The sequence below is a fragment of the Streptomyces sp. DSM 40750 genome (genome assembly GCF_024612035.1).
GTDB lineage: Bacteria > Actinomycetota > Actinomycetes > Streptomycetales > Streptomycetaceae > Streptomyces.
In genome coordinates, this window is the sequence record NZ_CP102513.1 from 1,351,804 (window position 1) to 1,376,359 (window position 24,556).

A 24,556-nucleotide genomic window follows, 5' to 3' on the forward strand; every position below is an offset into this window, starting at 1 on the left:
GCACATATGGCAGCGAACACGGCCGGTGCCCGGCTCGAGGAACAGTGGCGGGACATCCTTTCCGTGCACGCCCGCACGATGTGCGAGATCGACCGCGTACTGCACCCGCACGGTCTCGGCGCCAGCGATTTCGAGGTGCTCGACATCCTCGCCTCGGGCATGGCCGCGGCCACGGCGGCCGGGGACCTCTGCCGGGTGCAGAACATCGCGGAGAAGGTCCACCTCAGCCAGAGCGCGCTGTCGCGGCTGATCGGGCGCCTGGAGAAGGACGGCCTGGTGGAGCGGTCGGTCTGCGCGGAGGACCGGCGCGGGGTGTGGGTCACCCTCACCGCCAAGGGCCGCGACCTGCACGCCGAGGTGCTGCCCCTGCAGCGCGACGTCCTGGCCCGCATGTTGCAGCAGAGCTGACGCGCTCAAGGAGGTGTTCGACCCGCACGGGATCCGCAACCCCGGGAAGGGGCTGTGAGGGCCGTGAGGGCCGTTCCCTCGTCCGTTGTCGTGCGGGTCAGATCCCGTGTCCTCCCAGCAGGGTGCCCACGTCGTGGGCGTCGAGTGTCAGGCCGTGCGGGGAGCCGGCGTCGATGGTGAGGGACAGGTCGACGTCGGCCGGCCACTGGGAGGCGAGGGCCCCCAGCGGCACCAGGCGGTAGCGCGACACGAAGGGCAGCAGTTCGGCCATCGCCGGTTCCGAGGTGAAGACCGGCACGACCTGTACGCCGCCCTCCTGCTCCAGGACGGGCAGCGCCACGGCCGTCGGATCGTTCACGGCCGCCTCGTCGGCGTCATCCGGCACGGGGACCAGTACGTCACTGCCGGCCAGTGTGTCCAGCGCGGCCGTGTCGCGGGTGTCGAAGGCGAGCGCGGTCAGCGCCTGCTGGGCCGGGGAGGCGGCCTGGGGCGCGGTGTGGTCGTTGGAGGGTATGTCCATGGAAGATCCCCAGTAGTGGTGGAAAGGCCGCCCGGGACAGCGTCCGTCCCGAGCGCGACGTCCCTCGCGTACCCGACAGGGGCGCGGGCATTCCTGTGCCGGACCGATGCACCTGATGTGCGCGGGGCTCAGGGGACCCGAGGTCACGGGTGCCCTGGAGGACGTCGTACGCCATGCGCCCGGCACGCTGGAGGACGAGTGCGAGGCGGTGGTCCAGCCGGTCGCCACGGTCGAGGAGGAGACGGTCGCCCGGTCGCCCTCGACGGGATCGGTGTCGGCGCAGGGGGCACCGTGGGCGACGAAAGAGATCGAGCACCCGGCGAGGCCGAGGGTGAAAATGAACCAGCAGTGGTGACCGGCGCCCACGCGGCCGCCGCGGCGCTCCGCCTAGCGTGGCCGCATGGCCATGCAACCCTGGTTTCCCGCCGCCAAGCTGGGCATCTTCATCCACTACGGCATCTACGCCGTGGACGGAGTGCCGGAGTCCTGGTCCTTCTACTGGGGCGAGGTGACACACGAGCAGTACATGAAACAGCTCGACGGCTTCACCGCGTCCGCGTACGACCCTGCGGCCTGGGCCGAGTTGTTCGCCCGGGTGGGTGCGAAGTACGCGGTGCTCACCGCCCGGCACCACGACGGTGTCGCCCTGTGGGACACCGCCCAGGGCGACCTGAGCGTCGTCCGGCGCACCCCGGCGGGCCGGGATCTGGTCGCCGGATACGTCGACGCGCTGCGCGAGCGGGGCCTCAAGGTCGGTCTCTACTACTCGCACTCCGACTGGAACCACCCCGACTACGCGAGCATCCGCCACACCGAGATCGACGAATGGCCGGACACGCACCCGGGCGGCAACGACGCCAACCCCTACGCCCATGCCGCACGCGGCGAGGAGGACCCGGCGTCCTGGGACCGCTACCTCGCCTACCGGGACGCCCAGGTGGGCGAGCTGGTCGAGCGGTTCCGCCCCGATCTGCTGTGGTTCGACGGCGAGTGGGAGCGCACCGAACAGCAGTGGCGGATACGGGAGCTGGCCGAGCTGATCCTCGCGGAGAACCCGGACACCATCCTGAACGCCCGGATGCTCAGCCATGGCGACTACGCCACCCCGGAGCAGGGGGTTCCGCTCGAAGCGCCCGACGGGCCCTGGGAGTTGTGCCTGACCATCAACGACTCCTGGGGCTTCCAGCACCAGGACGACAACCACAAGTCGGTGCGGCAGCTGGTGCGTTACTTCGCCGAGACGATCGGCATGGGCGGCAATCTGCTGCTCGACGTCGGGCCGAGGGCTGACGGGACGATTCCCGCCGAGCAGGTCGAGCGGCTGGAAGGGCTCGGCGCGTGGATCGGGCGGCACGCCGACGCCGTGTACGGGTCGCTCACCGGGCTGCCCGCCGGACACCACTACGGCCCCAGCACCCTCTCCGCCGACCGGCGCACCCTGTACCTGATGTGCTTCGACGTGCCGCGTGAGTCCGTGGCCGTGCGGGGGCTGCGCAACCCCGTCAAGAAGGTCACCGTCCTCGGTACGGGCACCGAACTGGGCCACCGGGTGATCGGCGGCCTCGACGCCGTACCTGGCGTGACCTGGATCGACGCCCCGGCGGAGGCCGACCTCGACCCGTACGCGACCGTGCTCGCCGTGGAGTTGGAAGGGGAGCTGGACCTCTACCGGGGTGCGGGCCGCGACTGACCCAGGACCTCGTCGACGGTCACCACCCGGACGAGCGGCCGGTACAGGTCCAGCACATACAGGGCCTTGGCGTGCGACTCGTCGTCCGCGCCCGCGCAGGCGTCGGCGACCACCAGCACCTCGACGCCCGCGTCGGCCGCCGCGAGGGCGGTGGACAGCACACAGCAGTCGGTGCTGACCCCGGCCAGGACCAGCCGCCCGCCCGTTCCCAGGCGGGCGGCCAGCCGCGGACCCCACTTGCCGAAGGTGGAGGCGTCGACCACGTCCCGTGCGTCGTCGGCGAGTTCGTCGACCAGTTGCCAGAGCCGTGCCTCGGGCGGTCGCAGCGCGAAGGGCCACTGGTCGTAGTACGGCCGCCAGGCTCCCTCGGGATGCTCGGGCGCGATGAAGCGGGTGAACACGGTCCGTTCGGCGAAGGCCGGCAGCAGACGTCGTACGCCCGCCGCGGCCTCGTCGAAGCGCGAGGCCGCCCAGGGGCTGTCCGGTTCGGCGAACACCCGCTGCATGTCGATGACGGCGAGCAGGCCGGGCGGCGCGCCCGGGTCGGCATGGGGCTCGTCCGTGCTCATGCCCGCGCCTCCGGGCCGCTCGTTGCCTCCTGCGCCCGCACCCGCCCGCGCGCCAGGAGCAGGGTGCCGAGGAAGCCGGCCGCCAGGGCGATCAGGACGCCCAGGTTGGCGTAGGCCCAGTCGCCGTTCTTGCCACCGAGGCCGAGGGGGCCGAGCAGATAGCCCTGCCAGTCCAGCCATCCCGCCGTCGAGTTGGTGACGAGGCCCCAGCCGAGGGCGGTGGCGGCGAGGGTGAGGAGGAGGGGGCCGGGCGGGAGGTCGCCGTAGCGGCCGTCCGTGCGGAACAGGTCGTCGTCGGTGTAGTCGCGGCGGCGCAGCAGGAGGTCGGCCAGCATGACGCCGCACCAGGCGGCGATGGGGACACCGAGGGTGGTGAGGAAGCCGATGAAGGGGCCGAGGAAGTCGTCGGCGAGGAAGACGATGTAGACGGCGCCCGCGATCATCAGCAGTCCGTCGACGAGTGCGGCCAGGGGGCGCGGCACGCGCAGGCCCGCCGCGAGCAGGGCGAGGCCGGAGGAGTAGATGTCGAGGACGGCGCCGCCGACCAGGCCGAGGACGGCGACGGCGGCGAACGGGATCAGGAACCAGGTGGGCAGGAGTGTGGTCAGCGCGCCGATCGGGTCGAGTGCGACGGCCTCGTTGAGGTCGGTCGAGGAGCCCGCGAGGAGCAGGCCGAAGACCAGCAGGAGCAGCGGGGCCAGCGAGGCGCCGAAGGTGGTCCAGCCGACCACGCCCCGGCCGGAGGAGTCGCGCGGCAGATAGCGGGAGTAGTCGGCCGCCGCGTTGACCCAGCCGAGGCCGAAGCCGGTCATCATGAAGACGAGGGCGCCGATGAACTCCTGGGCGGAGCCGGCGGGGACGGTGCTGACGGTGTTCCAGTGGACGTGGTCGGCGACCAGTGCGACGTAGACGACCGTCAGCACGCCGGTGATCACGGTGACCACGGTCTGGAAGCGCATGATCAGGTCGAAGCCCATCACGCCGACCACCACGACCAGTGAGGCGACCAGGACGAGGGCCATCACTTTGGTCTCGGTGCCGCCGCCCGTGCCGAGCCGGCGGAAGACGGTGGCGGTGGCCATGGTGGCGAGCGCGCACAGCACGGTCTCCCAGCCGACGGTGAGCAGCCAGGAGACGACCGCGGGCAGCCGGTTGCCGCGCACCCCGTACGCGGCCCGGCTGAGCACCATCGTGGGTGCCGAGCCACGTTTGCCGGCGACCGCGACGAAGCCGCAGAGCAGGAACGAGAAGACGATGCCGACGACTCCGGCGGTCAGGGCCTGCCAGAAGGAGATGCCGAAGCCGAGCGCGAACGCGCCGTAACTCATGCCGAGGATGGAGACGTTGGCGCCGAACCAGGGCCAGAAGAGGGTGCGTGGGGTGCCCTTGCGGTCGGCGTCGCCGATCACGTCCAGGCCATGGGTCTCCACCTGGAGCGGTCGGACGGCGGCGGTGCCGTCGGGGGCGCTGGAGTCCGTCATCGTCGACCTGCCTGTCTGATCGCGGACCTGTCCGTCCGATCACGCTGATCGCGTCGAGGGGAACCTAGGTGCGCCGGTCAAGGGCGTCAAGGTGGCACCCGCAGGGGTGCGGAGACCGGGCCGCCGACATGTCGGGACCTACGTACAATCCTCAGGAATCGGCCGGGGGTTCGATCACGAACCTCCGGATTGGCCCGGGGCGGCTCGGGGCCGACTTCAGGGGGATCGCATTGCCGTGGGACGTGGCTCCGCTGGTGAGCCGGGAGACCGAGCTGGCGCGGCTCGCCGAGGTGCTCGACGGACTGACCGGTACCGGCCACGGTCCGACGGTCGTCGATGTCACCGGGGCGGCGGGGATCGGCAAGAGCAGGCTGGTGTCGGAGTTCTGCGCGCGGGCGCGGGACAAGGGCATGACGGTGCTGCGCGGCCGGGCGACCGAGTACGAGCAGCATCTGCCCTACCAACCCCTCGCCGACGCCCTCGCGGACCTCGACACCGAGGCCGGGATCCCCTCCCCGCTCGCCGAGTTCCGCACCATGGACCGCTTCGTCCTGCAACGCGCGGCGGCGGCCTTCCTGGCCCGGACGGCGAAGTCGGCGCACGGCCTCGTGGTGGCCCTCGACGACGTGCACTGGGCGGACCCGGCGTCCCTGGAACTGCTCGACCATCTCGTACGGCATCCGCCGCGGCGCGCCCCGGTGGTGATCGTGGTGGCGCGCCGCGAACGGCAGACCTCGCCCCGGCTCGCCGCCTCGCTCACCAGGGGCGTGGAGGCCGGGACGGTGCTGCGTCTCGAACTCGGCCCCCTGGACCGCGGCGCCTGTCTCGCGGCGCTGGCCCCCGACCGGCCGGCCGGTCTCGCCGCCGAGCTGTACGCGGCCAGCGAGGGCAATCCCCTCTACTTCCTCGCCCTGCTCCAGGCCGGCAGGCCCGCGGGGCTCAGCTCGCTGCTGCTGGACGAGCTGACGCCGCTCACCGACGCCCAGCGCAGTACGGTGCAGGCCATCGCCGTGCTCGGCGACCATGCGGCGCCCGCCCTGGTGGCGGCCGTCACCGGGCGCCTCGACGGCCGACTCGACGCGGATCTCCGGGAGTTGACCGCCCGTGACCTCGCGCAGCCGGGGCCCGACGGCCGCTGGGCGCTGCGGCATCCGGTGCTGCGGGCCCTGGTCCACGACACCACCGATCCCACGCTGCGCACCCGGATGCACCGTCTCGCGGCGGCCGAACTGGCGCGGATCGGGGCGCCGGTCACCGAGCGGGCGCATCACGTCGAGCGGTCGCTGACCGGCTGGGACCCGCATGCCGTGACCGTCCTCACGGAGGCCGCCCAGCAGGCCGCCGCGACCGCGCCCGCGAGCAGCGCCCACTGGCTGGGCGTCGCCCTCTCACACCTGCCCGAGCGGCCGGTGCACGGCGCGCTGCGCCGCGACCTGATGCTGCGCCGGGCCGAGGCGCTCGGCGCCTGCGGCGGGCTGCGGGAGGCCCGGGATCTGCTGCACGAGGTGATCAGCCTGTCGCCGCCGGGCACCGACGACGGCGTACGGGCCTCGGCCGTCACCCTGTGCGCCGTGATGGAGCGCCACCTCGGCCGGTACGCGGAGGCCGTCGCCCTGCTCCGCCGCGAACTGGCCCGCGGCGCCGGCCTCTCCCCCACCGAGACCATCGAACTCGGCCTGGAACTGGGCTCGTCCGCCCCGCACGCCAGCGCCTACCCCGACGTACGCGACGACGTGGCCCGCACACTGGAGCTGGCCCGGTCGCTGGGCGACGAGGTCGCGGAGGCGGGCGCGCTCGCCGTCACCGCGCTCGGGGAGGCGTACGAGGGCAACACGGAGGCCGCCGCCCAGGCCGCCGACCGTGCGGCCGCGCTCATCGACTCCCTCACCGACCAGGACCTCGCGGTCCTGTGCGAGCCGCTGGCCAGGCTCAGCTGGGCGGAGGCCTTCCTGGAGCGGTACGCCGACGCCGAGCGGCACGCCGAGCGCGGTCTCGCCGTCGCCCGCCGGAGCGGCCGGCTCTACGTGATGCCGCATCTGCTGCTCTGCCGGTCCCACGTCCAGGTCCTGACGCTGCGGCTGCGGTCGGCCGTCGAACTCGCCGAGGAGGCGGAGACGATCGCCCGGGGCATCGGCAGCGACGAGTTGCTCGCCTTCGTGCTGGCGTCCAAGGCCCAGGCGCTGATCCCCGCGCTCCCGCCGGGTGACGGCACCGCGCTGGCCGTGGCCGAGGAGGCCGTCGCCCGGGCCGGTTCGGGCACCCGCTGGTGGGCGTCCATCGCCTGGTGCATGCTCGGGTACGCCGCGATCCACGCCGGTGATCCGGCGCGGGCCCGGGCCGCCGTACTGCGAGCGGGCGGGGAGGATCTCAGCGGCCTGCAGCCGAGTATGCGACCGCTGTTCCTGGAGGTCCTGGTGACCGCTGCCGTGGCGGCCGGGGACAGCGAAGAGGCACGGCTCTGGGCGGAACGCGCCCGCAAGGAGGCGGAGCGGCTCGGTCTCCCGGCACAGCGGGCGTCCGCGCTGCGCAGTTCGGCCCATGTACCACTCGCCGAAAGCGATGTGGCCGCCGCGGCCGACCTCTTCGAACAGGCCGCCGAGGAGGCGCTGCGGGGCGGGGCCTCCCTGTGGGAGACCCAGACCCTGCTGCTGGGCGCGCCCCTGACCGCGTCCGCCGGTCGGACGGCCCGTGCCCGCGCCATGTGGGAGCGTGCCCGGTGGCTGAGCGCCGAGGCCGACGCCCAGCTGCTGGTCGGCCTCGCGGACGCGATCCGCCCGGCCGTTTTCGTCGAACCGGCGGCGGACACGGCCCCGAGCGCGGACCCGGACCCGGACCCGGACACCACGGAGGCGGACCCGGACACGGACACGGACACGGACACGGACACGGGAACACCCTCGCAGGAACCGATGCCCGTGGAACTGGCCGCGCTGTCCCCGCGCGAGCGCGAGATCGCCGCGCTCGTCGCACAGGGCCTGACCAGTCCCGCCATCGCCGAACGGCTCTTCCTCAGCCCGCGCACGGTCGAGACCCACCTCTTCCGCATCTACCGCAAGACCGGTCTCACCTCGCGGGTCGCCCTGGCCGCCCTGCAAGTACGGGGCGAACTCGGCGACGGGAGCGCGTGATCGACCGTGCCGTGAGTGAGGATGCCCGGCGGCAAACAAGCAGAGGGCCGGACCGACTCACCGGGACGCAATCCCCCAATTCGACAAATGCACCTTTTGCGCATGTTTGTCGCACCTGCCAGCATCGAAGAGGGACAGCCAACCCAAGGACATCGGAGACACCGTGGCATCGGAGCGAAGCGACGGCCCCGAAGAGGCATTCGTCGAGGCCCTCGTGCAACTCCACACCGACGCGCCGGCCGGCGAGTTGGGCGAGTGGTGCGCCGCACACGGCATCGAGGTGGTCCCCATGGCCGCCGGTGCCCTTCTCACGGGGCCCGCCGGCCGGTTCGCCGAGGCCTTCGGCGAACACCCGGGGAATCGCACAGAGCCTCGGTCGCTTCCGGTCCCACCGGCGCTCCGGGACACCGCACGGTCCGTCACCGTGCTGCCGCTCCCCGACCTCGGCGCCGGCACATCCTCCCCGGACTGAGCGACGACCTTCCGGTCGCCGCCCTTCCCCACGGCGGCTCCTGGAGGACCGATGACGCTCCCTATGACGCCCCAGTACGGGCAGCCCGCACCGGACCACGTGTACGGCTATGTGTCCGCCCGGTCCCGGGGCGGGGTTCCGATGACCGAGGCCACGGCCTGGGACGCGGCCGAGCCGTTCCGGACCGACCCGGAGAGCCAACAGCGTGCCGAGGCCTATGTTCTCGCGGCCGGACTGACCATCACGGCAGAGAGCCGACTGGGGTTCGCGGTGAGCGGACCGCCCGCGGCGTACGAGGAGCTGACCGGCGGCACGGTCGAGACGTACGAAGCCCTGCGCCAGGTCGAGATGGACCAGATCCGCTACGTGACACAGCTGGACATCGTGGGCGCGCGGCAGCCCGAGGCCCGTGGGGTGGGCGATGTGCCGGGGACCGACGCGATCGAGGCGGTGGCCCTGGAGTCACCGCGTACCCCGGCGCGCCTGGTGCCGTCCGCCCAGCCGCCCAACGTCGACAGGTTCCACCTCAGACTGCCGGGCGACGTGGCCATGCTGCTCGGGGCCACTCGCGCCCATGCCCGGGGTGAGGTGGGCGCCGGTGTCCAGGTCGCCATGGTGGACACCGGACAGTTCCCGCACACCTACTTCGCCGTGCACGGCTACAAGGTCGCCCCCACGGTCGCGGTCCTGCCGGGCACCAACCCCGTACAGGATCCCGTCGGACACGGCACCGGCGAATCGGCGAACGTCTTCGCCGTCGCACCCGGGGCGGAGCTGCGGCCCTACCGGGCGAGCGACGACTCCGGCAGCCTGACCGGCTCCTACACGGCTTTCATACGGGCGAAGTCGGACTGCGTACGCGCGAAGGACGAACACCCGCAGGTCCTCACGAACTCCTGGGGCGGGCCGCGACAGTTCCCTCCCGTGGGGCCGCCCGCGCAGAGCGACAACGTGTTCGCACTGGAGATCCGGGACGGCGTGGAGCAGGGCGTCTGCGTCGTCTTCTCCGCCATGAACGGACAGTTCGCCATGGAGCCGCAGGTGCCCGGAGTGCTGTCCGTCGGAGGCGTGTTCGTGGGACCGGGACTGGAGTTGCGGGCGTCGGACTACGCGAGCGGCTACGCCAGCCCGTGGTTCGAGGGCGTCGTCGTGCCCGTGGTGTCCGGCCTGGTCGGCATGCGACCCCGGGCGCAGTACCTGATGCTGCCGGTGCCGCCCGGCTGCGCGCTCGACGTGTCCGAGAGCCGCGCCCTGGCCGACGGCGGGCCGCCCGAGGCCGGCGACGGTACGGCGGAGGACGACGGGTGGGCGCTGTTCTCCGGTACGTCGGCGGCGGCACCCCAGGTCGCGGGCGCGGCGGCGGTACTGCTGGGCGCCCGCCCACGGCTCACCCCCGCCCAGATCATCGAGGCGCTGGACAGGACCGCGGTCGACGTGACCATCGGCGCCAACCATCCGAGATTCAACCGTCCGGCCCGTATCGGCCATGACGAGGCCACGGGTGCGGGCCTGGTGAACGTCGACGCCGCCCTGTCCTACGTCCTGAGCCACTTCTCGTAGCAGTGCGCGACGGAGGGTGGAAGAACCATGTCGCTGTGGGACCACACCCGTGAACGCCGGCGAGCGACAGCCTGGCCGGAAGCCGCGGCAACGGCAGCGGCAGAACCGGCGGCCGGCCCGGCGGACGAGGGCGGCGGGCTGCGGCCGAAGACGCTGTACCGCGGCGTCAGTGGCGTGGACCGGGGCCCGGTGCCCATGCCCGCAGGGCAGTCCGCCGGGCTGCGGGACCCGATGGCCAGGGTGTTCTTCCAGCGGGATCGCTGGCCCATGACCCTGGAAGAGGTGCTGGACGAACTGACCCGGGCGGGCGAGCTGCCGGCGCAGTGCGTGTATCTGATCGGTGAGGCCGGGCAGATCCCGCCGGACGATGCTCCGGGACTCCGCCGCGACTTCCGCTTCGCGGTCTCCCGCGCGGCACCGGGCAGGGACCCGGACCTGCTGGTCAGCAGTGACCCCGGCTCGGTCTTCCTCCAGGTCGCCGCCTGGGACCCGGTGGCCCGGGTCTTCAACTACTACATGCGGATCTCGCCGGCCTGGGTGTGGACGGGGGACTCCTGGTCGTCGATGGCGCCCGAATCCCGGGGGAAGGGCTGCTTCGACAGCCATGTCAACGGCAGCGTCGTCATGAAGGAGCTCAAGCAGCCCTGGAGCAACTGGCAGTCGATGTCCGCGAGGATCCAGCTCGCCCCGGACGACCCGTTGCGCGACAACCCGCTTTACGGCCAGGTCATCGGCGCGGAGCGGCTGGAGCTGACCGTGAAGGGGCTCGTCTCCCGGTGGACCGCGGCGCGGCTCTCGGCGGTAGTCGACGACGGCGTGGTGACCCACCCCGACCATCTGCTGCGGCAGTTGTTCACCACCACGACGGTCAACCTCGCCAGTACGTCCACGCAGAGCGCGACGGTCGCGTCCGGCGGCCGAGATCTGAGCCTGCCCCTGGGCTTCTGGCTGAACGCCGACGCCCTGCTCAACGATCTCGGTCTGCCGGTGAGCACGGGGACCGTGCCGTCCGCGCCGGCGTCCTTGTACGCGGACAGCCTCAAGGCCCTCGGCTTCCGGCTGGAGGAACAGGTGAGCGACTTCTCGCAGCCGGGTGACACGTTCTTCGCCTTCGTCGTCCCGGAGGCCTCGTACGAGGACAACGACGTGGTGCGGCAGTTGGTTGAGCAGAACCTCGTACCGGCCAGATTCGCGGCCTGCGCGCTGATGGTGGACTTCACCAACCCGGTCTTCAGCCCGGCTCGCGCCCGGCTGATGAGCCATGTGCCCACCGCGCCCGTGCCGGCCTCGACCTGGTGCGACGACATCGCCGCGGCCGTCGTCGCCGCCGCGCGGACCAGGCCCGCCGACAGTCCCGAAGCCGAGTTCTCCCGCAACTGGGCGCTCCCCGAAGCCGATTGGCGCGACGTCTTCGCCCAGCGCGTGGACGTGTACCTGGAGAAGGTCGCGGCACGACTCCGTACGGCCTCGGGATTCGACGAGTTCACCAGGCTGGCGGAGTCGCGCCGCCGCGTGTTCAAGGAGATGAGGCTCAACGAGTTCGCGCTCACCCTGCCGACGACCGACATCCCCGCCGACGCACCCAGGCTGCGCATGCACGAGGACGGCACCGTCGGTGTCGTGACCACCGGAGGATCTCCATGACCGCCATCACCGTGTACGGGCCTCCCGGCCGGCTCACCGACCTCGACGACGTCGGGACGAAGGCGTGGCACGTCTTCATCAGCGACAGTGTCGACCATGCGATCACCGGGCCGGACCCGGCCGAGGTGCTGCACAACGGCCCCCGGCAGCAGTTCTACAACCTCACCAAGACGGACACCGCTGCTGACGCCGTCCAGGCGGCAGTCACCTGGACCGCGTTCCCCAACCGACTGAAGTCCGCGATCTCGGACCGGCAGCGCTGGCAACGCGCCGACGCCAGCCGCGACGTACAGGACGAGTACTGCGAGTGGAGCGTGACCCGCGACGGCACCGGGAGGATCACCCGCACCACCTTCACCTGCGAGGGCCCCGAGTACTGGGACGTGCTCGCGCAGACCAACCCGGAGAAGGCCCTCGACCTCTACCGCGCCCACATCGGTCCGGCCGTCGAGAAGAGCGACCTCTTCGGCCCGAACGGCCGGTACATCCGTCGCAACAAGTGGAACGACTCCACGACCCAGGGGGCGATGCACCTCATCCAGCAGTCCAACACCCTCGGCGCCGAGATCGAACTCGCCGCGGCCGCCACCATCCGGCGCGTCATCGGCGGCCGGGAACTCACGGGCGCCCAGGAACTCATCGCCTGCGCCAAGTACGGCGTGCCGGACCGCAACAGTGACCCGCACATCGGCGAGGTGGTCAACTCGATCGCCCGGCAGAGGGCGGACATCGCGCTCAGCGACCCGGTGGGGATCTACTTCGACGACCTGGCCACCGACGGTTGGCGCGCTCCCGACGGCTCCGATCCGAAGAGCTTCTGGACCTTCGAACGCGGCGCCGCCGGCTTCCCGGTACGCGCGGTCTACGAGGTGCCCGCGGACCGGGACTTCGCCGTGGGCGACATCACCATCGGCGGCAGACCCATCGAGTTCGGCGCCCAGATCGCCGACTTCGTCACCGTGAAACTCATGGCCACCGCCTGCCGTCTGGGCCGGAGCGAGGTCCGGCCGCGGACCTCCTGCGTGGAGCTCGTGGCGGGCGACGACGTCGCGCCGGGCGCCTTCTCCCCCGCCGCGTTCTCCGCGCACGGCTACCTCGGGCCCCACCCCGACCAGGCATCACGCAGCACACGGCTCGTGGCGTAGCGCGCCGTACACCACCTACACCGCCACACACGGGAGGCGGACCCATGACAACGGCGGAACTCTTCGCCCATACGGAATCCGACTACCTGTCACAGCTGACGAGGGCCGCGGAACGCTATGCGAACCGGACCGGCGAGCGGGAGCGCACCCGAGAGCTGCTCCGGACACGTGGTGTGCTGTACGCCGATGAACCGGAGCGGGTCGACAAGCGGCTGGCCCGCCTCGGTGCCGACTGGTCGCTGGCCAGGGCGATCGAACGGGAGCCGTCGGAGCCGGTGACCGCGGCCGGAAGCACCCTGCGGCTGCCGCCGGAGAACTTCGGCAGCGACGTGCTGGGCCTGGAGCGCCTCATCGGGCGCAACAACCTCACTCCGGTCGCGTTCCTGGAGGAGGGCGCCCTCGTCTCCCGCTCGGTCGGCCGGATCACCATCAGCGGCCCCGGGGCCGGCCACGGCACCGGTTTCCTGGTGTCCCCCTCCCTCCTGCTCACCAACAACCATGTGCTGGGCAGTCAGGAGGAGGCTCGCCGCAGCGTGGTCGCGTTCTCGCTGCAGGCCGGGATCGACGGGCATCCGCTCACACCGGCGGTGTTCCCGCTGGAGCCGCACCGGTTCTTCGTCACCGACCGCGCACTGGACTTCAGCCTGGTCGCGGTGGCCGAACGCGGGGCGGGGGGCGAGGCGCTCTCCTCCTTCGGCCGGCTGACGCTCAGCGAGGCGCTGGGCAAGGTCGTCATCGGGGAGTTCGTCAACATCATCCAGCACCCCCGGGGCGAGCCCAAGCAGCTCGCGCTGCGCGAGAACCAGGTCGTGGACATCCTCGACCGCTTCATGCACTACGAGTCCGACACCCGTGAGGGTTCGTCGGGTTCGCCGGTCCTCAACGACCAGTGGGAGGTCGTCGCGCTGCACCACTCGGCCGTCCCGAAGACCGACGACGAGGGCCGTCCGCTCAGCGTCGACGGAACCGTCTGGACACCGGACATGGGCGACGACCGGCTGGCGTGGAAGGCCAACGAAGGGGTGCGGATCAGCCGTGTGCTGCGCGCCCTGCACGAGCTCACCCTGACCGGTGCGGCCGCCCGGCTCCGCGACGAGGTGTTCAGCGCCGGGACCACGGCCGGGCCGGCTCCGGCCCCGGTCGAGAGCGTCCCGCCCACGCCCACGCCCTCGGACGACGGGGCAGCAGCGCTTCCGGTACCCGACGGGGCGCGGGCGTACATGACCGACGGCACCGCCCATCTCACCCTCCCGCTGCGGATCAGCGTCGGCCTCGACGCGTCGGCGTTCCCGGTGGCGACCGTCACCGCCCCACCGGCCGGGCTCACGCCCACGGCGCCGCCCCCGGCCCGGCGGCCCGACGTGGCCTTCGCGGTCGAGCGGGACGTCAACGCGGCCCTGGTCAACCACCGGCTCGCGCGGGAACGGCCGTACTACGACCGGGCCGCCGACACCGCCGCCCGCGACGCCTACTACGCGGACATCGGCACCGCCGACGGGGACGCGCTGCGCCGCGCGCTCACCGAACTGCTGACGCGGACGCACAGCCCCCGGCCCAGGTACAAGCCGATCCGGCTCGTCTATCCGTGGGTCGACCTGCACCGGGACGGCCGGCTGCGCAGCATCTACTCCGGAGAGGACTTCTCCGCGGAGGAGTTCATACGGGCGGACGCCGCCGTGGAGGCGGCCCGGATGGCGCGCATCCAGGAACTCTTCCTGCGCGAGGGCACCGCGGGCCCGGCCGAGTTCGAGGCGGAGTTCGACGCGCTGGAGGCGTCGATGCCGTTCAACTGCGAACACGTCGTGCCGCAGTCGTGGTTCCTCAAGAGAGAGCCGATGCGGGGCGACCTGCACCATCTGTTCGCCTGCGAGGTGGGCTGCAACAGCTACCGCGACAACTTCCCCTACTTCGACTTCGCCGACTTCTCCGACTTCGCGGAGGAGATCCGGGACGGCTGCGGGATGCGCGAGGATGTCGGGTTCGAGCCGAAGGCGGGCAAGGGCGCGGTCTCCCGGGCCACCCTGTACTTCCTGCTGCGCTACCCGAAACAGGTCGGCGACACCCCGCGCGAGTTCCCCGAGAACCGGCTGCCGACCCTCCTGGCCTGGCACGTCAACGAGCCGGTGACCGAGTACGAGCTGCACCGCAACGCCGCCATCGCCGAACTGCAGGGCAACCGCAATCCGCTGATAGACCACCCGGACTGGGCCGAGAAGATCGACTTCTCCGGCGTCTGGCCCTGACCACGAGCCCCGCCAAGACGATCACGCCATCGGGGACCGGGTCCCCCGGTGGCGTGATCCGGTCGGTGACCGTTTAGCATATGAGCGCCGCCTAGCTCGAAAGATAAATCTGTGACTGTCAACGAGGACTCGTTCACCAACTGGAAGCACCGCGAGGAGATCGCGGAGTCGATGATCCCGATCATCGGGAAGCTGCACCGCGAGCGGGACGTGACGGTCCTGCTGCACAGCCGCTCCTTGGTGAACAAGTCGGTGGTCAGCATTCTGAAGACCCACCGGTTCGCCCGTCAGATCGCCGGCGTGGAGCTCTCGGTCACCGACACCCTGCCGTTCCTGCAGGCTCTCACCACGCTCGACCTCGGCCCCTCCCAGATCGACATCGGCTTGCTCGCCGAGGTCCACCGGGCCGACGACCGCGGCCTGACGATCGCGGAGTTCACGGCCGAGGCCGTCGCCGGCGCCACGGGTGCCAACAAGATCGAGGGCGGCGAGGGACGCGACGTCGTCCTCTACGGCTTCGGCCGCATCGGCCGCCTCGTCGCCCGCCTGCTGATCGAGAAGGCCGGCTCGGGCAACGGTCTGCGGCTGCGCGCCATCGTGGTGCGCGGGGGCGGCGACCAGGACATCGTCAAGCGCGCCTCGCTGCTGCGCCGGGACTCCATCCACGGCCAGTTCCAGGGCACGATCACCGTCGACGAGGCGAACAGCACGATCGTCGCCAACGGCAACACCATCAAGGTGATCTACGCCAACGACCCGTCCGAGGTCGACTACACGGCGTACGGCATCAAGAACGCCATCCTCATCGACAACACGGGCAAGTGGCGCGACCGTGAGGGCCTGTCGACGCATCTGCGTCCCGGCATCGACAAGGTCGTCCTGACCGCGCCCGGCAAGGGCGACGTCCCGAACATCGTGCACGGCGTCAACCACGACACGATCAAGCCGGACGAGCAGATCCTGTCCTGCGCCTCCTGCACCACCAACGCGATCGTGCCGCCGCTGAAGGCGATGGACGACGAGTTCGGTGTGCTGCGCGGTCACGTGGAGACCGTCCACTCGTTCACCAACGACCAGAACCTGCTGGACAATTACCACAAGTCCGACCGCCGGGGCCGCTCCGCGCCGCTCAACATGGTCATCACCGAGACGGGTGCCGCCTCGGCCGTGGCCAAGGCTCTGCCCGACCTGAAGGCGCCGATCACCGGCAGCTCGATCCGCGTCCCCGTCCCGGACGTGTCGATCGCGATCCTCAGCCTGCGCCTCGGCCGTGAGACCGACCGCGAGGAGGTCCTCGACTACCTCCGCAACGTCTCGCTGACCTCGCCGCTCAAGCGCCAGATCGACTTCACCAACGCCCCCGACTCGGTCTCCAGCGACTTCATCGGCTCCCGCCACGCCTCGATCGTCGACGCCGGCGCCACCAAGGTCGACGGCGACAACGCGATCCTCTACCTCTGGTACGACAACGAGTTCGGCTACTCCTGCCAGGTCATCCGCGTCGTCCAGCACGTCTCGGGGGTCGAGTACCCGACGTACCCGTCTCCGGCGGTCTGATCCACCGGGCCGTACACCCTTGCACCCGTGGGCCGGGCGAGCGATCCGCTCGCCCGGCCCGTGGTGTGATGACGCCGTGAGCCGAGCTTCAGAAGAGTCCAACCGCCGTATGCTCCGGGCCCGGGACGCCATGGACCGCGCCTACGCGCAGCCGCTGGACGTCCCCGCGCTGGCCCGGATCGCCCATGTGTCCGAGGCGCACTTCACGCGCACCTTCCGGGCCACGTTCGGCGAGACTCCGCACCGCTATCTGCAGCGCCGCCGGGTCGAGCGGGCGATGTTCCTGTTGCGGGAGACCGACCGCAGCGTGACGGACATCTGCTTCGAGGTCGGCTTCGGCAGCCCGGGGACCTTCAGCCGGACGTTCCGCGACATCGTCGGCCGGTCACCGAGGGAGTACCGCAAGGAAGCGGTGGCCGTGGCCGTACCGACGTGTTTCGCGAAGGCATGGATGCGACTGAGCGACTGAGGAGCCGACCGGCTGAGCGAGTGAGCAGTTTTGGATAAGTTTTCGTCCGGCCCGCTCGGTAGCGTGATGCCCATGTTCACCGCCATCACGCACTCACAGATCTACGTCCTCGACCAGGACGCGGCCCTCGACTTCTACGTCGGCAAGCTCGGCCTGGAGGTCAACACCGATGTCGACCTGGGCTTCATGCGCTGGCTGACCGTCAACGTGCCCGGCCACCCGGAGCGCCAGATCCTGCTGGAGAAGCCGGGACCCCCGGCACTGTCCGAGGAGACGGCGGAGCAGGTCCGCGAACTGCTGACGAAGGGGGCCATGGGCGGCCAGCTCTTCTTCAGCACGGACGACTGCCGCAAGACGTACGAGACGCTGCTGGGCCGTGGCGTCGAGTTCACCGAGGAGCCCACCGAGCGCCCGTACGGCATCGACTGCGGCCTCCGCGACCCCTTCGGCAACAGCATCCGCTTCGCGCAGCTGAAGGGCTGAGCGCCGCTCGCTCCGGCGGCGGAAGGCGGTCGCCGCGTTGTCGGTGGCCGGGGGGGAGGGGCGGTCGCCGCACTGTCGGTGGCGGCATCTACGGTTCCGCCATGCCCTTTCCCCTCCCTGACGGTCTGCCCGCGGGCCGGGTCGCCGCGCGCGGACCGGCGCACATTTGGATCTCGGACGAATTCCCCGACGCCCTCGAAGAGTTGTGGCCCCAGCTGCTGAACGAGCACGAGGCCACGGGCCTGCTGCCGGTCCTGTGGCGGGCCGACGCCATCGGCGAGCCCCTGGACCCAGGGCTGGTCGATGCCATCCGGCTGGAGGACGTGCTGGCGGCGGACTTCGCCGAGTACCGGCGTCGGCGACTCCCGTTCTGGACGGACCCGACGCCGGTGGAGGTACCCGAGGACGTCGAGCCGTGGCCGCACGATCCGGGCCCGCCCTTCGAACAGTGGCCGGGACTGGCACCCGCGACGCCGGTCACGCCCGGCGCCCCGAAGCCCCGGCAGGCGGCCTCGGAAGCACCGGCCCGGCTCGCCGACACGGATTTCGGCGTGTTCGACTGCCGTCTCGTGCTCGTCCACGCCCGTCGTGGCAGCGACGCCCTGGCGTTGCTCGGCTGGCGCTCCGGCGCGCCCCTGCCGCTGCTCTGCGCCCTGCTGCGCAGCTGGGAGGAACGGTTCGGTGCGCACCTGATGGCCGTGTACGGCGGCCGGCTGCACGTCTCCGTCGCCCGACCGCCGGCCACGGCGGCGGCCGCGAACCTGCTCGCCCTGGAACATGTGCTGTCCACGGCGGACAACATCGTCGACGACCCGCCGACCCCGTTCCCCGAGTACGCGGCCGGCCTCGTGGGACGGGACCACTGGTCGTTCTGGTGGGACTAGGAGTCCGGACGCCGGGGCGTTGTCAGTGGTGGCAGGCAGGATGACGGGCATGACGACATCAGTTGCAGTGATCGTGGATGCCGCCGCCTACGCACAGGCCGTCGAGGACGCGGTGAAGGCTTCGGCCGCCTATTACACGGGCGGCACGTCGGTCCTCGACGACGACACCTACGACCGGCTCGTGCGGGGCATCGCGGCGTGGGAGGCCGAGCATCCGGACCGGATACTGCCCGACTCGCCGACCGGGAAGGTCGCCGGCGGGGCGGTGGAGGGGGATGTGCCACACACCGTGGCGATGCTGAGTCTGGACAACGTGTTCTCCGCCGAGGAGTTCACGGCGTGGACGGCGTCGCTGGCCCGCAGGATCGGGCACGACGTCGAGCGGTTCAGCGTCGAGCCGAAACTGGACGGCCTCGCGGTCGCCGCCCGCTACACCCAGGGGCGGCTCACGCGGTTGATCACCCGGGGCGACGGGACGGCCGGGGAGGACGTCTCGCACGCGATCGGCACCATCGAGGGACTGCCTGGCGAGCTGGCCGAGCCGGTCACCGTGGAAATGCGGGGCGAAGTCCTCATGACGACGGCCCAGTTCGAGCACGCCAACGAGGTGCGCACCGCGCACGGCGGGCAGCCGTTCGCGAACCCGCGCAACGCCGCGGCGGGCACGCTGCGCGCCCGGGATCGTGCCTACACCGTGCCGATGACGTTCTTCGGCTACGGCCTACTCGCCCTGCCCGGCACGGCGGCCGACTTCGCCGCGCGGCCGGGCGAACCGGCCCACAGCGAACTGATGGCGCGGGCCGCCGAGCTCGGGGTGAACACCACCGCGAGTACGGCCGTGCCCGGTGTCACCGCCGACACCGTCGAGGAAGTCCTGGCCCGGGTGAAGGAGATCGCCGGGCTGCGGGCGGAGCTGCCGTTCGGAATCGACGGGATCGTCATCAAGGCCGACCTGGCCGCCGACCAGCAGGCCGCCGGGTCCGGTTCACGCGCCCCGCGCTGGGCGATCGCCTACAAGCTGCCCGCCGTCGAGAAGATCACGCGGCTGCTGGAGGTGCAGTGGAACGTGGGCCGCACCGGCATCATCGCCCCACGCGGCGTGCTGGAGCCCGTCGAGATCGACGGCTCCACCATCACGTACGCCACCCTCCACAACCCGGCCGACATCACCCGCCGCGACCTGCGGCTGGGCGACCATGTCATGGTCCATCGCGCCGGTGACGTCATCCCCCGCGTGGAGGCGCCCGTCGCCCATCTGCGCACGGGTGACGAACAGCCCATCGTCTTCCCCGAGGTGTGCCCGAGATGCGGCTCCGGCATCGACACCGGGGAGCAGCGCTGGCGCTGTGAGAACGGCCGCAACTGCCATCTGGTCGCCTCCCTCTCGTACGCCGTCGGCCGCGATCAGCTCGACGTCGAGGGGCTCGGCCACACCCGGGTCGTCCAGCTTGTCGAAGCGGGCCTGGTGGCCGATCTCGCCGATCTGTTCGCCCTCACCCGGGACCAGTTGCTCGGTCTGGAGCGCATGGGTGAGACGAGCACCGACAACCTCCTCGCCGCGCTCGACACGGCCAGGGGGCGGCCGCTGTCGCGGGTGCTGTGCGCGCTGGGTGTGCGGGGCACCGGGCGCTCCATGTCCCGCCGTATCGCCCGGTACTTCGCCACCATGGACAACATCCGTACCGCGGACGCCGAGGCGATCCAGCGGGTCGAGGGCATCGGCACCGAGAAGGCCCCGTCCATCGTCGCCGAGCTGGCCGAACTCGCCCCGCTCATCGACAGACTCGCCGCAGCCGGGGTGAACATGACCGAGCCCGGCGCCACGCCGCCCGCCCCGGCCGACGACGACTCCACCGGCCCGGAGAACAGCACCGCGCCCGAGGGCGGTCCGCTCGCCGGGATGGCCGTGGTGGTCACGGGCGCGATGACCGGCGTACTGGAGAAGCTCAGCCGCAACCAGATGAACGAACTCATCGAACGCGCCGGCGGGCGAGCCTCTTCCAGCGTCTCCAAGAAGACCTCCCTGGTCGTCGCGGGCGAGAACGCCGGGTCCAAGCGGGCCAAGGCCGAATCCCTCGGCATACGCCTGGCCGACCCCGACGAATTCGCCGCCCTCGTCGCCGGCTTCCTGGACTGACCCGCCCCTCACCGGTGTGTCGTCGCAGCCATCGGTATTCCATGGCCGGTCCCGGTTCGCCAGAGGCGGGAGGACAAGTACTGTGCCCCGCACGGAGGTTGCCAGTACGATGAGTCGCTCCCGGCGCGTACCGGGTGATGGCTTGCGGGGGTGTACATGAGGCCACGCCTTGTGTTCGTGCACGGCATCGGAGGCCCACGGGATCCCGTGGCCGAACTCGACATCTGGCTGCGCGCCTTGGCCGAAGGCGCGCGTGCCGCAGGGCATTCTCGTCGCGTGCTGGACCTGGTGATGGGCTGGGCGGCCGACGCGCGGTTCGCCCATTACGGCCATCTGTTCGACCTCGCCCAGGCGCAGGGCGGCGTCCTTGACGGAGACGACCCGGAATCCGACTTCGTCGGTCAGCTGCTTCTCGAAGCAGTGGACGAGCGTCTGACAGAGGCCACCGCTGACGACGAGGGACAGGTGCTGCGCCACGCACGGGCCCAGCTGACGCAGACGGGCGCGGCCCAGGGACCCGGCGCGGTGGCTCGCAGGTTGTTGAGCGTCTCCAACACGCTGTTGAGTCTGCCCGGTCTGCGTACCTTCGGCGGCTGGGCGAGCGCGGGAGTCATGGTCGGCCAGCTCCGTCAAGTGGCCCGTTATCTACGCCGCGGGGAGGCGGATCACGAAGGCGCGACGCTCGACGTCCGCATACGCCGTTGCGTCGAACAGGCCCTGGATCCTGTCGGCCCCACCATCGTCGTCGCACACTCGTTGGGCACAGTCGTGTCCCTGGAAACACTGCACACGCATGAAGGCAACGTCCCGCTCCTGGTCACCCTCGGGTCACCGATAGGGCTCCGCACGGCGGTGGGCGCCCGTATGCGACCGCAGCCCCTGCAGGTCCCGGGCGCGGTCGCGAGGTGGATGAACTACTGGGACCGGAACGATCTCATCACGGGAGGACCGAGACTGGAGCGCGTCGTACGCCCCAACGACCGCTCGGTCATCCCTGTCAGCAGACCCGTCAGATCCGACGGGCTGTGGGTGCACCCCGCCGTCAAGTATCTCGCTCAACCCGCTGTGGCAGGCCCGGTCGTCGAGGCCGTCGAAACGGCTGCGCTCTCATGACCGCCCCCTCTTCGCGTCGTCATGTCCTTGTGGTGGCCCCGCAGTGCGCAGTGTTGGGACTGCTGGACGACCTGGAGAGCGTGGCGTTGTCGCTGCACGATCTGTTCACCGACCACTGGCGAGGAGCGTGTGCCCGAAGCCCTGTGGCGGAAACCTCGCTGCTGTACGGCACATCCGTCAGCCAGGCTCGTATCGAGTCGGCCGTCCGAGGCGCGGCGAGACAGGCGGCACAGGCCCAGGCCGTGTTGGTCGTCGCGCTCCTCGGCCACGGCATCACTCCCGGGCAGAACCCCACGCTGTATCTGATGGCCGGCGACTCCCGTGCCGACGAGATCGGCTCGGCCGTGAATGTCGGTGAACTCCTGACACAGGCCATGGAGACTCCAGGACTTCCAGGCGTGATCGCTCTGGTCGACACATGCCACGCGGGTGGCGCCACGCCCGATCTGAGATCCCTGGACGCCGGGGTGCGTCAGGGCGCGACCCGGCTCTCGCTGCTCATGGGCGTCGGCGCCGCGCAGACGGCCTATCGCCTCGCCTTTTCCCGAGGCTGCGCGGAGGTGCTGGGGGAAGGCATCGGCGGCGAAGGAGAGTTCTTGTACCCCGCCGCGGTGCTTGGTGCTGTGCGTGACGCGGTGCCGGGTCAGGACGTGCGCTTGGTGGAGTACGACGGCGCACAGTTCGGCGACCGCCCCTGGCTGGCTCGCAACGCCTCCCATCCGTTCCACTTCGGACCGTTGCTCGGCCCGGTCGCCGCCGAGGAACTGGAACTGGCGCTGGCTCCGTTGGGATGCCGTTCCCCGGTGCGAGAGCCCATGACCGGCCTCGAGGCCCTGGACCGGTTGCACGCCGAACTGGCGAACAGTTCGTCGGGCAGCGCCGCCGAACTGACCTGGGCGCTGCGCGTCGTCGACGGGGTCCAAGACAGCCTGCGCACCATCGAGTTGCTCACCACCTCGTGGCCCGGTCGTCGGCCGACCTCTGAGCGGCTGCGCCGCGCGCTGTGGTCAGCCGCGGGGCGCACCGCTGAACGCCTGCCGCACACCTCGGGACGCGAACTGCTGCGGGATGCCGTGGAATTCCTACGCCTGCGGGTCCCACAGGTCCGAAAGACACGCACCGCCCCTCTGGCGACCTTCGTCGCGACGCTGGCCGCCGATGACGGGTTGGATGAGGACAACAGGGATCTCACCGCCTGGGCACACGCGGTAGGGGCCGAGATAGAACTGGGCGACGCCTTCGAGGTATTGAGGGAACGCGGGAGGAGGACGAGGCTACGGCTGGTGATCAGCCTCCACGCGGCCGTCGCCGATGAGTGGCCCGAGAGCCTCGACGCATGGCTGCTCGACCGCGGGGAGGTCCTCGTGCACCAGGAGTTCGACTGTGTGCCCGACCAGGCCGGCGTCGAGCAACGGCTCGCCACCGCGCTGAGATCGGCGTCAGTACGGGCCCGAAAGATGGGAGCACGGCTGCAGCGGGTGGAGATCGCAGCCTCCGCCGCCCTGCTGCTGCGATGGCGGCCCGAGGAGACCGACTTCGGGGAGCGACTGGGCGTCCGGTACGACGTCGTACTGCGCTGGAGCGAGCGCCTGTGTCCTCCGGACCACCTTTGGTGGATCAATGATGGAGCCAAGGAGAGGCTGGAGGCGGTGAGTGCCTGCGCCGCGGGTAGCGCGCCGGTCGACTGGATCGGTGAAGACGAGACCGGAGAGACGCACGAACTCAGAGAGCTGCTCGGGCGCGGCCCATACGCACAAAGCCAGGCCGTCGCCCTGGCGCACCGGCCGCCGCGCTTCGAGCAGGTGATGGAGGTACTGCTGGCGTACGTCCCGATCGTGCTCTGGCCCTGTGCCGGAAACAGCGCACCCGAGCGGTTCCGGGACACCCTGGACAGGTTCTGGCATCTGCTGCCTGTCGAGTTCTGCGAGGCCTACCGTCACAGCTGGGGGCAACGAGCGCCGGCCGGCTCCGACGGCCGGGAACAGTTGGCGGGCTGGCGGACTGTGTGGCACGACATCGAGTGGCTCGACTTCTGCGACTGGTTCGAGCAGTTCACTACGGCGGAGGAGAACTCAGCATGACCTGGCAGCCGTTCTACGTCGGCGACGGCACGCCGCGCGATGTCGATCTCGGCGAACCGCCGCCCTGGCGGGACTTTCCCCGGCAGGCTCTGGGCAAGCAGTTCCAGCCGCCCGCCGGACTGGTTCGAGCGGTCAACGCGGCGCTGGTCCTGCGTCGGCCGCTGCTCCTGACGGGTGCGGCGGGCTCGGGCAAATCCTCCGTGATCGAGCAGGTCGCCGCGGAACTCAAGCTCGGCGACGTACTGCGCTGGCACATCACTTCGCGCAGCACACTGACGGACGCGTTGTACCGCTACGACGCCCTGGGCCGTATCCACGCGCAGCGGCTCGCCCACAGCAGCGTGAGCGACGACATCGCGCCCTTCCTGCAACTGGGTCCGCTGGGGACGGCGCTGCTCCCCACGGAACGCCCCCGTGCCTTGCTGATCGACGAGATCGACAAGAGCGATCTGGACCTGCCGAGCGATCTGCTCGACGTTCTGGAGCGCGGCGAGTTCGAGATCCCCGAACTCGCCCGCTACGCACGGGACATCGTCGATGTACGGGAGTGGGGCGGTGACGCCCGCAGTCCGGTGGAGCGGGGACGGGTTCAGTGCGACAAGTTCCCCTTCATCGTCCTGACGAGCAACGGCGAGCGGGACTTCCCGCCGGCCTTTCTGCGGCGCTGTATCCGGTTCACCATGCCGAAGCCGACCGCTGACACGCTGCGCAGGGTTGTCGAGGCCCATCTGCGGATCGGGACGGACCCCGATCAGTCACAGACCGTCGACACGCTCATCGAGGCGTTCGTCGACCGGGTCGCGGCAGGGGAGAGCCTCGCCGTCGACCAGCTTCTGAACGCCGTACATCTGCTGACCGGCGGCGGTGGCGTCCCCGTGGGAGCGGACGAGCAGGAAGTGAGGGACCTGATCCTTCGCGAGTTGACCCGTGCCTGAACGGAGCCCCGAGGCCGATACCGATACCCCCCTCGGT

Annotated in this window: 20 protein-coding genes; 17 read left to right on the forward strand and 3 right to left on the reverse strand. The window is 70.9% G+C overall.

Annotation, left to right across the window (positions count from 1 at the left end; genetic code table 11):
* Window positions 1–6: 6 nt before the first annotated feature.
* Window positions 7–408, forward strand: a complete 402-nt coding sequence (locus tag JIX55_RS06270) for a MarR family winged helix-turn-helix transcriptional regulator (RefSeq protein WP_257562232.1) — start codon at window positions 7–9, stop codon at window positions 406–408.
* Between the two features lie 97 nt (window positions 409–505).
* Here JIX55_RS06270 and JIX55_RS06275 read toward each other — a convergent pair whose 3' ends face one another.
* Window positions 506–928, reverse strand: coding sequence for an SseB family protein (locus JIX55_RS06275; RefSeq protein WP_257562233.1), 423 nt, complete (start codon window positions 926–928; stop codon window positions 506–508).
* A gap of 106 nt (window positions 929–1,034) precedes the next feature.
* On the opposite strand from JIX55_RS06275, the gene JIX55_RS06280 reads away from it, so the two are divergent.
* Window positions 1,035–1,283 (forward strand): hypothetical protein, encoded by a 249-nt coding sequence (locus JIX55_RS06280; RefSeq protein ID WP_257562234.1) that lies wholly within the window; start codon window positions 1,035–1,037, stop codon window positions 1,281–1,283.
* A 45-nt stretch (window positions 1,284–1,328) separates the two neighbouring features.
* Window positions 1,329–2,618: an alpha-L-fucosidase gene (locus JIX55_RS06285; protein WP_257562235.1), complete on the forward strand. Its 1,290-nt coding sequence runs from the start codon at window positions 1,329–1,331 to the stop codon at window positions 2,616–2,618.
* On the opposite strand, the gene JIX55_RS06290 is transcribed toward JIX55_RS06285, so the two are convergent.
* Both JIX55_RS06290 and JIX55_RS06295 read right to left on the reverse strand, forming a co-directional pair.
* Entirely contained in the window at window positions 2,594–3,187 is a 594-nt protein-coding gene (locus JIX55_RS06290; protein WP_257562236.1) for a cysteine hydrolase family protein, read from the reverse strand. The two genes, JIX55_RS06285 and JIX55_RS06290, sit on opposite strands and share 25 nt — an antisense overlap.
* Window positions 3,184–4,668 carry a purine-cytosine permease family protein gene (locus JIX55_RS06295; protein WP_257562237.1) on the reverse strand — a complete coding sequence of 495 codons (1,485 nt, stop codon included), beginning with the start codon at window positions 4,666–4,668 and terminating at the stop codon, window positions 3,184–3,186. Before JIX55_RS06295 ends, JIX55_RS06290 begins: the two co-directional genes overlap by 4 nt.
* 230 nt (window positions 4,669–4,898) lie before the next feature.
* Here JIX55_RS06295 and JIX55_RS06300 point away from each other — a divergent pair, with 230 nt between their 5' ends.
* The 14 genes from JIX55_RS06300 to JIX55_RS06365 all read left to right on the forward strand — a co-directional run bounded on the left by JIX55_RS06300 (window position 4,899) and on the right by JIX55_RS06365 (window position 24,519).
* A complete protein-coding gene (locus JIX55_RS06300; protein WP_257562238.1) occupies window positions 4,899–7,796 on the forward strand; it encodes a helix-turn-helix transcriptional regulator in 2,898 nt (965 codons plus the stop codon).
* A gap of 163 nt (window positions 7,797–7,959) precedes the next feature.
* Window positions 7,960–8,268, forward strand: a complete 309-nt coding sequence (locus JIX55_RS06305) for a hypothetical protein (RefSeq protein ID WP_257562239.1) — start codon at window positions 7,960–7,962, stop codon at window positions 8,266–8,268.
* Window positions 8,269–8,319: 51 nt separating this feature from the next.
* Complete coding sequence (locus tag JIX55_RS06310) at window positions 8,320–9,828, forward strand: S8 family serine peptidase (RefSeq protein ID WP_257562241.1); 1,509 nt, start codon at window positions 8,320–8,322, stop codon at window positions 9,826–9,828.
* 27 nt (window positions 9,829–9,855) lie between these two features.
* On the forward strand, window positions 9,856–11,472 hold the full coding sequence (locus JIX55_RS06315) for a hypothetical protein (protein ID WP_257562242.1): 1,617 nt from the start codon (window positions 9,856–9,858) through the stop codon (window positions 11,470–11,472).
* A complete protein-coding gene (locus JIX55_RS06320) occupies window positions 11,469–12,617 on the forward strand; it encodes a hypothetical protein (RefSeq protein ID WP_257562243.1) in 1,149 nt (382 codons plus the stop codon). The genes JIX55_RS06315 and JIX55_RS06320 overlap by 4 nt, the downstream gene beginning before the upstream one ends.
* Before the next feature lie 44 nt (window positions 12,618–12,661).
* On the forward strand, window positions 12,662–14,860 hold the full coding sequence (locus JIX55_RS06325; protein WP_257562245.1) for an endonuclease: 2,199 nt from the start codon (window positions 12,662–12,664) through the stop codon (window positions 14,858–14,860).
* A 111-nt stretch (window positions 14,861–14,971) separates the two neighbouring features.
* Complete coding sequence (locus JIX55_RS06330) at window positions 14,972–16,417, forward strand: glyceraldehyde-3-phosphate dehydrogenase (RefSeq protein ID WP_257562247.1); 1,446 nt, start codon at window positions 14,972–14,974, stop codon at window positions 16,415–16,417.
* Window positions 16,418–16,493: 76 nt separating this feature from the next.
* A complete protein-coding gene (locus tag JIX55_RS06335) occupies window positions 16,494–16,886 on the forward strand; it encodes a helix-turn-helix domain-containing protein (protein ID WP_257562249.1) in 393 nt (130 codons plus the stop codon).
* Between the two features lie 72 nt (window positions 16,887–16,958).
* The gene (locus JIX55_RS06340) at window positions 16,959–17,369 is read left to right on the forward strand and encodes a VOC family protein (protein WP_257562250.1); all 411 of its coding nucleotides are present in this window, start codon (window positions 16,959–16,961) and stop codon (window positions 17,367–17,369) included.
* 101 nt (window positions 17,370–17,470) lie between these two features.
* Complete coding sequence (locus JIX55_RS06345) at window positions 17,471–18,253, forward strand: DUF4253 domain-containing protein (protein WP_257562251.1); 783 nt, start codon at window positions 17,471–17,473, stop codon at window positions 18,251–18,253.
* Between the two features lie 40 nt (window positions 18,254–18,293).
* Window positions 18,294–20,390 (forward strand): NAD-dependent DNA ligase LigA, encoded by a 2,097-nt coding sequence (ligA, locus tag JIX55_RS06350; protein WP_257562252.1) that lies wholly within the window; start codon window positions 18,294–18,296, stop codon window positions 20,388–20,390.
* 156 nt (window positions 20,391–20,546) lie between these two features.
* Window positions 20,547–21,503, forward strand: coding sequence for an alpha/beta hydrolase (locus tag JIX55_RS06355; RefSeq protein ID WP_257562253.1), 957 nt, complete (start codon window positions 20,547–20,549; stop codon window positions 21,501–21,503).
* A 50-nt stretch (window positions 21,504–21,553) separates the two neighbouring features.
* Window positions 21,554–23,584 (forward strand): hypothetical protein, encoded by a 2,031-nt coding sequence (locus tag JIX55_RS06360; protein WP_257562254.1) that lies wholly within the window; start codon window positions 21,554–21,556, stop codon window positions 23,582–23,584.
* Window positions 23,581–24,519 carry an AAA family ATPase gene (locus JIX55_RS06365; protein ID WP_257562255.1) on the forward strand — a complete coding sequence of 313 codons (939 nt, stop codon included), beginning with the start codon at window positions 23,581–23,583 and terminating at the stop codon, window positions 24,517–24,519. Before JIX55_RS06360 ends, JIX55_RS06365 begins: the two co-directional genes overlap by 4 nt.
* The last annotated feature ends 37 nt before the right edge of the window (window positions 24,520–24,556 follow it).

What these genes read in the sequence shown, in the direction of transcription:
- JIX55_RS06315 (WP_257562242.1), top strand. Translation starts at nt 9,856, where the DNA reads ATGTCGCTGTGGGACCACACCCGTGAACGCCGGCGAGCGACAGCCTGG.
- JIX55_RS06310 (WP_257562241.1), top strand. Translation starts at nt 8,320, where the DNA reads ATGACGCTCCCTATGACGCCCCAGTACGGGCAGCCCGCACCGGACCAC.
- JIX55_RS06275 (WP_257562233.1), bottom strand. Translation starts at nt 928, where the DNA reads ATGGACATACCCTCCAACGACCACACCGCGCCCCAGGCCGCCTCCCCG.
- JIX55_RS06325 (WP_257562245.1), top strand. Translation starts at nt 12,662, where the DNA reads ATGACAACGGCGGAACTCTTCGCCCATACGGAATCCGACTACCTGTCA.
- JIX55_RS06295 (WP_257562237.1), bottom strand. Translation starts at nt 4,668, where the DNA reads ATGACGGACTCCAGCGCCCCCGACGGCACCGCCGCCGTCCGACCGCTC.
- JIX55_RS06285 (WP_257562235.1), top strand. Translation starts at nt 1,329, where the DNA reads ATGGCCATGCAACCCTGGTTTCCCGCCGCCAAGCTGGGCATCTTCATC.
- JIX55_RS06280 (WP_257562234.1), top strand. Translation starts at nt 1,035, where the DNA reads ATGCACCTGATGTGCGCGGGGCTCAGGGGACCCGAGGTCACGGGTGCC.
- JIX55_RS06345 (WP_257562251.1), top strand. Translation starts at nt 17,471, where the DNA reads ATGCCCTTTCCCCTCCCTGACGGTCTGCCCGCGGGCCGGGTCGCCGCG.
- JIX55_RS06320 (WP_257562243.1), top strand. Translation starts at nt 11,469, where the DNA reads ATGACCGCCATCACCGTGTACGGGCCTCCCGGCCGGCTCACCGACCTC.
- ligA (WP_257562252.1), top strand. Translation starts at nt 18,294, where the DNA reads ATGACGGGCATGACGACATCAGTTGCAGTGATCGTGGATGCCGCCGCC.
- JIX55_RS06290 (WP_257562236.1), bottom strand. Translation starts at nt 3,187, where the DNA reads ATGAGCACGGACGAGCCCCATGCCGACCCGGGCGCGCCGCCCGGCCTG.
- JIX55_RS06355 (WP_257562253.1), top strand. Translation starts at nt 20,547, where the DNA reads ATGAGGCCACGCCTTGTGTTCGTGCACGGCATCGGAGGCCCACGGGAT.
- JIX55_RS06270 (WP_257562232.1), top strand. Translation starts at nt 7, where the DNA reads ATGGCAGCGAACACGGCCGGTGCCCGGCTCGAGGAACAGTGGCGGGAC.
- JIX55_RS06365 (WP_257562255.1), top strand. Translation starts at nt 23,581, where the DNA reads ATGACCTGGCAGCCGTTCTACGTCGGCGACGGCACGCCGCGCGATGTC.
- JIX55_RS06340 (WP_257562250.1), top strand. Translation starts at nt 16,959, where the DNA reads ATGTTCACCGCCATCACGCACTCACAGATCTACGTCCTCGACCAGGAC.